Annotated in this window: 7 protein-coding genes; 5 read left to right on the plus strand and 2 right to left on the minus strand. The window is 45.7% G+C overall.

The window, feature by feature from the left end; all coding sequences use genetic code 11:
- The first annotated feature begins 93 nt into the window (after positions 1-93).
- Positions 94-1,287: a PDZ domain-containing protein gene (locus F6X55_RS10985; RefSeq protein WP_237648650.1), complete on the plus strand. Its 1,194-nt coding sequence runs from the start codon at positions 94-96 to the stop codon at positions 1,285-1,287.
- Positions 1,288-1,793: 506 nt separating this feature from the next.
- Here F6X55_RS10985 and F6X55_RS10990 read toward each other — a convergent pair.
- Positions 1,794-4,985 (minus strand): DEAD/DEAH box helicase, encoded by a 3,192-nt coding sequence (locus F6X55_RS10990; protein ID WP_153463225.1) that lies wholly within the window; start codon positions 4,983-4,985, stop codon positions 1,794-1,796.
- Between the two features lie 169 nt (positions 4,986-5,154).
- Between F6X55_RS10990 and F6X55_RS10995 the strand changes: the two genes are divergently transcribed.
- The 3 genes from F6X55_RS10995 (at position 5,155) to F6X55_RS11005 (ending at position 8,477) form a co-directional block, all read left to right on the plus strand.
- Positions 5,155-5,715, plus strand: coding sequence for an AAA family ATPase (locus tag F6X55_RS10995; protein WP_153463227.1), 561 nt, complete (start codon positions 5,155-5,157; stop codon positions 5,713-5,715).
- Between the two features lie 250 nt (positions 5,716-5,965).
- A complete protein-coding gene (locus F6X55_RS11000; protein WP_153463229.1) occupies positions 5,966-7,555 on the plus strand; it encodes a peptide chain release factor 3 in 1,590 nt (529 codons plus the stop codon).
- A 547-nt stretch (positions 7,556-8,102) separates the two neighbouring features.
- Positions 8,103-8,477: a VOC family protein gene (locus F6X55_RS11005; protein WP_161993074.1), complete on the plus strand. Its 375-nt coding sequence runs from the start codon at positions 8,103-8,105 to the stop codon at positions 8,475-8,477.
- A gap of 157 nt (positions 8,478-8,634) precedes the next feature.
- Here F6X55_RS11005 and F6X55_RS11010 read toward each other — a convergent pair whose 3' ends face one another.
- Positions 8,635-9,408, minus strand: a complete 774-nt coding sequence (locus F6X55_RS11010; RefSeq protein WP_026570946.1) for a FixH family protein — start codon at positions 9,406-9,408, stop codon at positions 8,635-8,637.
- 288 nt (positions 9,409-9,696) lie between these two features.
- Here F6X55_RS11010 and uvrB point away from each other — a divergent pair, with 288 nt between their 5' ends.
- Positions 9,697-11,679 carry an excinuclease ABC subunit UvrB gene (gene uvrB, locus F6X55_RS11015; protein ID WP_026772277.1) on the plus strand — a complete coding sequence of 661 codons (1,983 nt, stop codon included), beginning with the start codon at positions 9,697-9,699 and terminating at the stop codon, positions 11,677-11,679.

Consider the following 11,679-nt stretch of genomic DNA (forward strand, 5'->3'; position numbering starts at 1 on the left):
TTGCTGTCTAATGGGCATTTTCCTATGCTATAATATACATACTATATTTGACCGGTACGTCGTGGTTAGAGCGGGGAGGGGAATAGATTGGCAATGGATGCATGGTTGATAGAATTGGCAAAAGGGATCGGCAAGCTGTTTTTGAATCCGCTGCTGTATTGGTCGGTAATTTTGTTATTGCTGGCTTCGACACGTAGAATCAAGCAAGAACGAAGTCAATTTGGTTTGAAAATTTTCGATGCATTTTCTGAAGCTAAGCATACATGGCCTGTCAGCTTGATTGGCGGAATACTGCTTTCGATAGCTTTTGTCGGTGGCGGTGTAGTCCTCAGCTATCCTGTCATCATGTTATTGTCGGCGATGATGGTGCTGCTTTCTATTTCAGGACGATTCACCTTGCTATCGGCTGCTTATACTTTTGGATTTAGTTACTTGATTTTGTTGATCGCTCCCCCTATGATAGCGGAATACACAGATTTTCCCTTGACGACCGATTTGCAGTCACTGAATTTCCCCGGACTTGTCCTGCTGCTCGCAGCCTTTTTACTAATGGAAGCCCTGTTATTGTTGCGAAGTACAAGCAGGGAGACTTATCCGGAACTGGTCAAAGGAAATCGTGGTAAGTGGGTGGGCCGTCATCGGTTGAAAAAACTGACTGTCATTCCGTTCTTCACCTTGGTCCCATCAGGCATGATCGAGCCGTTTGCGGACTGGTGGCCGTTTTTACATATCCAGGGTGAAAGTTTTGGCTTGGTTCTCCTGCCGCTCATGACAGGGTTCGAGCAAGTGGTGAAAGGAACAAACCCCGTGTATGCTGCCAAAAGAATCGGCAGATCAGTACTTATTTTGGCACTTTTCACCTTTGGTCTTGCCATCGGCAGTTACTTTTTACCGCTTCTCTCACTTGCTGCATTCGGAGTGGCTTTGGTGGGAAGGGAATGGATTTCTTTTCGTTTTCGAGAAAAGGATAAGCAGGAGCAGCCTTTCTTTCATCCTTCTGAAAAGGGTCTGCTGATCCTTGGCATCATTCCAGGTACACCGGCAGATCGACTCGGCATGCTTGTCGGTGAAAGAATCGAGCGGGTAAATGGACAGCAAATCAGCAATGAACAAGAGTTTTACAGTGCATTACAGCGAAATAGTGCTTTCTGTAAATTAGAGGTACGGGATGAACGGGGAGAAATTCGCTTTTTACAACGAGCAATGTATCAGGGTGACCCGCATGAGCTCGGAATCTTGTTCGCTAAAGAAGAATACCGCTTGCGCAAACAGGAAAAATCCGGTTGAAATTCGTGTCGTGAAAAAAGGACCCGCTCAGGGTTCCTTTTTTAATATCGGAAGCAAACACTTTGCTGCCTTTATATTTCAGTTGTTGATGCAAACTAGTGAAAATTCTCTTTTTATAAGGCTCTCACTCGTTCTATAGAAGATGAGCGTAAGTCCAGCATTGCGAAAAACACTCCCTTTCCAGCCTGTAGACTCCTAGAAAATACAAACCGATTTTCTTCGTGCGATGTCTTGTTGTCGCAGCTTCCCTTGGACTGCGATTACTCTTCCCACCGAAAGACACCTTTCCTGCGGGAAGAGAGGCTTCGCTGAGATCCCGTACATATGGCGCTAGCTCGAGGAAACTCGCCAGCCGCCCGTTAAAAGCGTAAGGTATTTCCGTAACGAGGGCTACTGCTCTAACTAGCCAAGGACAAAAGAAAGTCATAAGGAAAATAGGTTCTCGATTCATTATCAATAGTGAAAAAATATAAAAATCCCCAGGCCTAAACCAGCCTGGGGAATCGTTATACTTTCATCTGCAACAGCTCGCGCAGTTCCTGTTCCGACAGCTTCGATAGCATCGTCTCGCCAGGCTGGATGATTTGATCAACGAGTTCGCGCTTTTTCTGTTGTAGCTCGAATATTTTTTCTTCAATCGTACCTTCTGTTATCAATCGGACGACCTGGACTACTTTTTTCTGGCCGATCCGGTGGGCACGGCCGGCTGCCTGCTCTTCGACCGCCGGGTTCCACCACAAGTCATACAAGATGACGGTGTCTGCGCCGGTAAGATTCAAACCGGTTCCGCCTGCTTTCAGAGAAATCAGGAACACGGTCTTTTCTCCGTTATTGAACCGATCCACCATTTCCATCCGTTTTAAAGGCGGGGTGGAACCATCGAGGCAAAAGACGTCGATTCCTTGTTCTGTCAACTTTTTTTCTATGATGCCGAGCATCGATGAGAACTGGGAAAATACCAGCGCGCGTTTGCCGCTTTGCTGCAACTCCTGTACCGTTTCCAGCAGCTGTTCCAGCTTGCCTGATTTTCCATCATAGTTATCGAGGAACAGGGCGGGGTGACAACAGATCTGACGCAGTCTTGTCAGACCGGCCAAGATTTCCAGCTTCCCTTTGTCAAATCCTTTTTCCTCGATTGTTTCGGCCACCTGCTGTTGCATTTTTTCAAGATAAACCAAATACACCTGTTTTTGCTGCTTGGTAAGATCCGAGTATTGCACCGTTTCAATCTTGTCGGGAAGCTCCTCGAGAACATCGGTTTTTAGCCGTCGTAAAATGAACGGCCGGGTAATGCGGGCGATGTAGTCGTGTTCCAGGTTAAGGAACGCTTTTTTATTGACAAACAGTCCGGGCGAAATCGTATGGAAAATCGCCCACAACTCCTCTAAAGAATTCTCGATCGGTGTACCACTGAGGGCAAAACGTTTTCCAGCTTGAATCATCCTTGTGGCTTTCGCAGTTTGCGTCAAATGGTTTTTGATCGCCTGTGCTTCGTCCAATATAAAGTGATCAAAGACTGTATCCTCATAGAATCCAGTATCTTTACGCAACAGTGGATAAGAGGTCACATAAACATCGGCAGCGCTGTTTGAATTGATTATTTCCCGTCGTTGCTGTTTGGTGCCGGCAATAACCGCTACTTGAAGAGAAGGGGCGAATTTTTCAAACTCCTTCTGCCAGTTATATAGCAGGGAGGCGGGAGCCACTACGATACTTTTCATTGTTCCGTTGGTTTCTTTTTCCGACAACAAATAGGTGATTGTCTGGATGGTTTTCCCCAATCCCATATCGTCTGCCAATATACCGCCTAGATGATAGTGACTTAACGTTTTAAACCATCGATAACCAGTCAGCTGATAATCGCGCAATTCTGCTTCCAATTTTGCCGGCAGGGGAAAATCAAGTTCGCCGGGATTTTTCAGCTGGGCGAGCAACTGTTGAAAAGTTTCGCCATATTCGGCATGGTCATCATCCAAAGCTTCCTCAACTTGAAAACTGCGTGCCATGGGCACTTGGATTTTACCGTCCTCCACCTGGCTTTTTTGAAGCTGAAGCTTGTCGGCCAGCTGGCGGAAAGACTCGAATGATTCATCTTCGAGCGAGACCAATGCTCCTTCCGGAATTCGGTAATAACGCCGTTTTTCAATTAACGCCTGCATCAATTGCTGGACTTCCTCGGCTGAAATTCCTTCGACATCAAACTGGATATCAAGCATTCCGTCAAGACGGTTGACTTCAACAGAACTGGACATAACCGGCTCGCCTGTATTGATCAAAGACTTCACCCTGGAAGAAACATATACATCAGCCATTTCTCGTAATTGGGGAAGTGTTTCCTGCAGGAAGTGATAAATCGCATCGGTTTTAAACAATTGGTACATATCGTTTAAATAGACAAATTCCGCCTTTTCCAACAAGTTGATCAATGCCAATTCTTTGTCGGCTTCCCGTTTGATTACCTTTTCTGCCAGTCGATCTTCCTGATAAGGGTAAACGATGTCTTCCCCATAATGGAATTCCAGTTTTAATTGAAGCGAATCGGAAACTTCTTCAAGATAAACTTTCGGACGCAGCGGACTGGTGGTGATAGCCTTCTTTGTTTTTTCTGCATAATGCACCCGGCCGATTTTTTCCAGTTTGGGAACGACATTACTGACGAAGGAACTCATCTCTTTGCCGGCGATCTGTTGCTGTTTATCCGTCCTGTATGGAAGCAGGGCATACAGCTGGTCCATGATTTTATGTTGTTCCTTATCGAGCAGGTAAAAGGTTGCGTCAGAAAAAAGGCAGCCATAGTGTTGGAAGTACATATAATTCGCCAAATCGGAAATATCGATTTGAAAGGCTTCCTCGGCCTGTTTGTCTAGTTGGAAGCGGACAGGCTGAACGTTTTGCTCCACTTCGATCGGCATTTTCTCTTCTCTTACCTGATAATAACTGTCTGCCTCAGCCAGCAGCATGAGCATTTCCCCAGCAGAAGCCGGCGGCAGTATAATCGATCGTTTATCAGCCATAGGATTGGAAAAAGAATTTTCGTATAAAGCCTCATTGTCATAGGCGTCGATCAACTGGTCGATAATTGGTTGATCTTGCTCCCGGAAGACGTGGCTGCCGGGCTGATAGGTGAATGAAGGCGTTACTTTATAAGGAATCCCTCTTTTGATATGGGACAACAATTCCCGGATGTCTTTGATGACATACGTTCTGGATGTGCCCAGTCTCACTTCTGTTTCAAGGAAAAACGTAGAATTATGAGGATTCACTCTGCTTTGCAGGATGTATTCTACCTGCAACAGTTGCTTTTGTTTCGGCGTTTTTTCGGTGAATGCATCGATCATCCTCACAGAAAAGTCATAATCTGCTTGTTCAGCCGTGAAATCCTCCTGTCCGGACTCGGTACGGATTTTACTCCATGACTCCTGGCTGATTGCCAGCAAAACGGCGGCTATGTGCTTGCAGGTATAATGCGTCGCATAGGCCGGACAGTCACAGCTCCCTTCCAGATCATCATCATCGAAAAAGAAAATACGGACACTGTACGTTTCCGTTCCGCGGACTTGGCCGCGCCAGGCATTGATCGTAGGATTGTAGGTGATTCCATGCACCCGGCCCTTCTGATAATAATCCCGGCCCCTTTTATAAAAACGTTCGCCGGTGATTTTCACGATGTCTTGTTTGTCTAAAAAAAACGTTCGCAACTCTATCTCATCCCTTGTTGAAAAACATAGTCATCTCTCTATTATAACAGAGGCAGCAAGCTGTGGGATGAAGGAATGCAGAGAAAAATCCGTCAAATTCGTGGAAGGCATCCTTTCAGATTTGTGTTAGGATTAGAAAAAACGATACAGCAGCATAGGGGGAGAGGGCATGAAATTCATTCTGTTATACGGTCCGCAAGCTGTCGGGAAAATGACCGTCGGGCAGGAACTCGAAAAATTGACTGGATTGAAGTTGTTCCATAATCATATGACTATCGATTTGGTCCATCATTTTTTTGATTTTGACTCGGAGTCGTTCCAGCGTCTTGTCAATCTGTTTCGTCATGAAATCTTCGAAGAGGTAGCGAAAAGTGATTTGCCCGGGATGATTTTCACCTACGTGTGGGCATTCGACGAGCAGGAGGACTGGGATTTCGTCGAAAAAATCTGTGAGACGTTCAAATCCGAGGGAGCAGAAATAATGTTTGTGGAACTGGAAGCGCCATTGTCAACTAGGTTGGAACGCAATGTATCCACGCACCGCCTCGCACAAAAACCGACGAAACGGGATTTGAAACAGTCAGAAAGCAATTTGCGCCTGACGCACGAACAGCATCGTTTGAACTCTGAGCCAGGCGAAATGACACGGAAACCTTACCTGCGAATCGATAATTCGGAACAGACAGCAGCACAAACAGCATTGTTGATCAAGGATGCGTTCGGTTTATAATTTGCGGCTTTCGATAGGTTAGTGAATGAATTGCAATTTTCTGGTTGATAAACAGCAGTCAAATTAGCTATGATAGTAAAGGATTAAAAATTTTTCTCCCGAAGGGGAGTCGTTCGCTCGAAGCAGAGATTTTGACGCACCTGTCAATGGCAGGTGCATTTTAGATAAAGGAGAATCATCCAATGTAAACATAAATCCCTTGCTGTACAGAAACTTAATACCAATCAATCTATATGAAAGGGATTTTTATATGTCTATTAAAGAAGAAGTGAACAAGCGGAAAACCTTTGCGATTATTTCCCACCCCGATGCCGGTAAAACAACCTTGACCGAGAAGCTTTTGTTATTCGGGAACCTGATTCGGTCGGCGGGTACAGTCAAAGGGAAAAAGTCCGGGAAATTTGCTACATCGGACTGGATGGAAATCGAGAAACAGCGGGGGATTTCCGTCACCTCCAGTGTCATGAATTTTCCTTACAAAGGGCATCAAGTGAATATTTTGGATACCCCTGGTCACGAGGACTTCAGTGAAGATACGTACCGGACGTTGACTGCGGTCGACAGTGTGGTGATGATCATAGATGCCACGAAAGGGATCGAGGCGCAGACAATCAAGCTTTTCAAAGTTTGCCGGATGCGTGGCATTCCGATTTTTACCTTCATCAACAAGCTGGACCGGGAAGGCCGTGAACCACTTGAATTGATGGAAGAGATCGAGGAAGTACTCGATATCGAAACCTATCCGATGAACTGGCCGGTAGGAATGGGGAAACGATTCTTGGGGATTTTCGACCGGCACGGCGAGCAATTCGTCCGGTTTAACGGCAATGAAGAGGAAAGCTATATACCATATGCCGATCTCGACAAGGCGGAATATGCTGATTTGGTAAATGATGCAACTTATAAAGAAACGGAAGATGAGCTTGCACTGCTGGATGAAGCAGGTGATCAATTTTCGCTTGACGCCGTGTTGAGAGGCGAGCAGACTCCGATCTTTTTCGGTAGTGCACTTGCCCCGTTCGGCGTACAGACTTTTTTTGATACTTTCATTTCCATGGCACCGGCTCCGACAGCACGAAAGTCGACCGAAGGATTAATCAGCCCGGATAACCCTGATTTTTCCGGTTTTGTTTTCAAAATCCAGGCAAACATGAATCCGGCGCACCGTGACCGGGTTGCCTTTCTGCGCGTATGCTCCGGAAAGTTCGAACGGGGAATGAGCGTCAAGCTGGCAAGGACCGATAAGCCGATCAAACTGGCTCAGTCCCAACAATTCGTCGCCTCTTCGCGAGATACGGTGGAAGAAGCGTATGCCGGGGATATTATCGGCATTTATGATCCGAACGCTTACCGGATCGGCGATACGTTGATAGAAGGCAAAGAGTCGTTTGAATATGATGAGTTGCCACAGTTCCCTCCAGAACTGTTTAAAAAAGTCTCCGCCAAAAACGTCATGAAGGCGAAGCAGTTCAAAAAAGGCATTGAGCAGTTGGTTCAAGAAGGCGCCATCCAGTTGTTCCGAGGCGTCAATGATGAATCTTATATCATCGGAGCCGTCGGTGAACTGCAGTACGAAGTGTTCGATTACCGGATGAAAAACGAGTACAATGTCGAGGTTATGCTGGAATCGATCGGAGAGCGGATTCCGCGCTGGCTCAAGGAAGAACAAGTCGACCGTTCGATGTTCGATGAGCGCAACCTGCTTGTGAAAGATCGTGAGGGAGAGTATCTCGCTTTGTTCAAGAACGATTTTTCACTGCGCTGGTTCCAGGATAAACACCAGGATATCGAACTCATTGATTTGTTTGAAGTGAACCAATACGATCAGAGTTATCAATAAACTGCAACATAAAACAAAGGTGCCTTTTCCAAAAAAAAACCGAACGATTCGTTCGGTTTTTTTTGATGAGCAGAAAGCAAACCGTTCTACCCTTCTCCTATGAAAAGTGCAACTTTCCACTCCGGCAAGGTGATCTGGTGTGATTTCAGTTTTGCCCCTTACCATTACTGGTAGGAAGATAAGCCAATGTAAACCAGGATTATTTCTTAGTCCTTTTTTGTTGTTGGTTCGAACCCTTCAATTTCAGAGGAAAAAGCCCCCCTATTTTACGTCTTCGCCACTACTTAGTACTTATCAGTTAATAGAAGAATACGGTTCTTCTATTCATCTTATCTTTATCCGGTTGGAACCAAACCGCGAAAACATAGCGAAGGCAAGATAAGGAGATTCCAACGGGAACAGCACGAGCTGAAAATCCCGCAAAGAAGAGGAATTAATTGGCATTTTGTGTTAGGATAACTTTCATAGAATCCATTATCATATTGTCTACCCTATTCTATTTATGTAGAGTAGAAGCGTTTCAGAAGAAGGAGAGGAGATGGTTAGAATGGCAGAGTTCAAAATCAAAAAACTGAATACGATCGTAGTCCCTGTAAAGGACTTAGATAGGTCCAGGACATTTTACAAAGATGTTTTACATCTTCCGGAAGACTTTGTCGAGAATGGAATGGCTTTTTATTCCGTTGGAACGGGGGACGGAAAAGTCACGGTGTTATTACATCTCATCGATGAACCGGAACCAGTGGAAAAAGGTATCGTGATCGAGTTTGAGGTAGATGACGTGAACAAAACGGTTATTTCCATAAAAGAAGCAGGTGGACAAATTATCCAGGAACCGATAGACCGTGAATGGGGAGTGAAGGAGGCAGTCATCGCCGATCCCGACGGCTATAACATTTGGATAGTAGAGCCTTTGGTATAGGTGAATTTATTCGAGGACAACTTGGTTTGGTCTTGTAGTTGGTCGTGATATTCAGGGAAGCTTCTATGAAATCACGTCATCCTATCGACAAGTAAGAGAGGAGCCGAATCATCAAAAGAAAAGGCTCCTCTATCTTATGGACGTTGCCACGATATTTTTATTCTTCCACCCCTAGTGTGGTCTCTTCATGTGTATGCAACTCTTCTTTTTTTACGTGGATGGTGATGTCATGCTCACCACTGTGTGCAAAGGTGACTTTGCCGGCATACATACCGTTGTCCCCTTCTGTCAAATTGACCCATTGAGGATCCTCTTCCGGATCATGATAGATTTCCAGTGTGACATTGGCGCCAGTCAACGGCTCGTCCTCCTGGTTGATGCTTACCGTCACTTCGCTTTCCTCATGAACGGTCAGGGAATCCGGAGCATGGAGTTCGACAGCTAAATCCTCCTGGTGATGATGGTTGCTGTCATCTTCTCCTGCAGTTTCATCGTCCCCGTGGCTATGTCCTTCTTCTGCATCTTCGTCTTTTGCATCACCAATAACAATCGATTTTTTCGGCATGATATGCATTTGCCGAGCAGTGACATGGGACTGAACGATAAAGGTACCGTCCGCGTCAAATTTCTTTTCTATTCCATAGACACCGTCTTCCTGGTATTCCGCTTCTATCATTTCACTGTCGTCTTTTGCGCCTTCCTGCCATATTTCAAATTCTACTTCATCGGCATCGCCGACATTTTCTCCACCTTGTGTTACTTTTGCGGTCATGCTGACGGCTTCACCGCTGTCTGCATGTTCTGGGACTTGCAAATCTACTTCGAGGGGTTGTGGTTTGCTGTTTTCATCGCCAGAACCCTTGTTATCGGATTGTCCGCAGGCAGCAAGACCAAAAAGCATGATGACAAGGAAAAATAAAATTCGTTTCATTCTCAAACTTCATCCTTTCTCGCTAATAAGCGCTCCTATCTCAGATTATAGGCAATTGCCAGTAATACTACAATGCTTGTAGATGACTACTTTGTGAACACTGCCATGTGTCAATCATTTTTCTATAAACCTTGAAAAGAACGTGTTAAACTGTCTTCGTGCCGGCAACCGGCATTCATTAGAAGAAAAAAGCTGCATAAGTCGAATGTTTGTTCGGTTTTGTGTTAATATAGTAATACAATGTGATAAAATAGTTCAGGAATAGAAAGAACGGAGGTTGGTTCGATCGTGGAAAATAAATTCGACCTTGTTGCCCAGTATCAGCCTGAGGGAGATCAGCCGAGAGCAATAGATGAACTGGTGGACGGTCTGAAAAAAGGGAAGAAGCATCAGACGCTTCTTGGAGCTACGGGGACAGGCAAAACGTTCACGATGTCGAATGTCATTAAAGAAATTAATCGCCCGACGCTGGTGATTGCGCACAATAAAACACTGGCAGGTCAGCTGTACAGTGAATTCAAAGAATTTTTTCCGGATAATGCCGTAGAGTATTTCGTAAGTTATTATGATTACTATCAACCGGAAGCATACGTTCCGTCGACGGACACGTTTATCGAAAAAGACGCGAGCATCAACGATGAAATCGATAAATTGCGCCACTCGGCAACATCTGCATTGTTTGAACGCAATGATGTCCTGATTGTCGCCAGCGTATCATGCATCTATGGGTTGGGTTCTCCGGAAGAATACCGCAGCCAGGTGCTCTCGCTCCGGACCGGAATGGAAAAAGACCGGGATCAGCTTTTGCGTGACTTGGTCGATATCCAGTATGCCCGCAATGATATTGATTTCCAACGCGGCACGTTCCGCGTCCGCGGTGACTCGGTGGAAATCATTCCAGCTTCCCGGGAGGAGCATTGCCTGCGCATCGAATTTTTCGGGGACGAAATCGACCGGATCCGGGAAGTCGATGCTTTGACCGGCGAGATTATCGGCGATCGGGAGCATATTGCGATTTTCCCGGCTTCCCACTTCGTCACCCGTGAAGAAAATTTAAAAAAAGCGATAAAAAATATCGAACAGGAGCTTAATGAACGGGTAAAAGAGTTGAAGGACCAAAACAAGCTGCTGGAAGCACAGCGCATCGAACAACGGACCAATTATGATTTGGAAATGATGAATGAAATGGGCTTTTGTTCGGGAATCGAAAACTATTCCCGTCATTTGACTTTCCGCGAACCAGGATCGACACCATATACGCTGATCGATTATTTCCCGGATGATTTTCTTATCGTGGTGGATGAGTCCCACGTCACCCTGCCGCAAATTCGCGGAATGTACAATGGTGACCAGGCGAGAAAACAAGTGTTGGTTGACCATGGTTTCCGGTTGCCATCCGCTATGGACAACCGTCCGCTGACATTCAGTGAATTCGAAAAGAAAATCAACCAGATGGTTTATGTATCGGCGACTCCTGGCCCTTATGAGTTGGAGCATACACCAAAAATGACCGAGCAAATCATCCGTCCGACCGGCTTGTTGGATCCGGAAGTCGAAGTCCGTCCGATTGAAGGGCAGATCGACGATTTAATCGGAGAAATCAACAAACGGATCGAGCGAAATGAGCGTGTATTGGTAACCACGCTGACTAAAAAAATGTCAGAGGACTTAACCGATTACCTGAAGGAAATCGGCATCAAAGTAGCTTATTTGCATTCTGAAATCAAAACGCTGGAAAGAATCGAGATTATCCGGGACCTGCGGGTGGGTAAATATGATGTATTAGTAGGAATCAACCTGCTTCGTGAAGGACTCGATATTCCTGAAGTTTCCCTCGTGACGATATTGGATGCGGATAAAGAAGGCTTCCTGCGTTCCGAGCGCTCGCTGATTCAGACAATGGGAAGAGCGGCACGTAACGAAAACGGCCGTGTCATCATGTATGCCGATAAAGTTACTGATTCGATGGAAAAGGCAATCGATGAAACAAACCGTCGTCGTGTAAAACAACAGGCTTATAATGAAGAACACGGCATTACACCGAAGACCATCAAAAAGGATGTCCGCGATGTGATCCGCGCAACTGTGGCAGCCGAAGAAACAGAAGAGTATAAATCTGAACAACCAAAGCTGTCGGAGATGACCAAGAAGGAACGGGAGAAAGTGATCGAGGATATGGAAAAAGAAATGAAACAGGCGGCAAGGGACCTGAACTTCGAACGGGCCGCCGAGCTGCGTGACTTGGTTTTGGAACTTAAAGCGGAAGGATGA

The organism is Sediminibacillus terrae (assembly GCF_009602435.1).
Classification (GTDB): Bacteria; Bacillota; Bacilli; order Bacillales; family Amphibacillaceae; genus Sediminibacillus; species Sediminibacillus terrae.

Excerpts from the sequence above, each read along its gene's own strand:
- F6X55_RS11005 (WP_161993074.1), top strand. The coding sequence starts at position 8,103 with ATGGCAGAGTTCAAAATCAAAAAACTGAATACGATCGTAGTCCCTGTA.
- F6X55_RS11000 (WP_153463229.1), top strand. The coding sequence starts at position 5,966 with ATGTCTATTAAAGAAGAAGTGAACAAGCGGAAAACCTTTGCGATTATT.
- F6X55_RS11010 (WP_026570946.1), bottom strand. The coding sequence starts at position 9,408 with ATGAAACGAATTTTATTTTTCCTTGTCATCATGCTTTTTGGTCTTGCT.
- F6X55_RS10995 (WP_153463227.1), top strand. The coding sequence starts at position 5,155 with ATGAAATTCATTCTGTTATACGGTCCGCAAGCTGTCGGGAAAATGACC.
- F6X55_RS10985 (WP_237648650.1), top strand. The coding sequence starts at position 94 with ATGGATGCATGGTTGATAGAATTGGCAAAAGGGATCGGCAAGCTGTTT.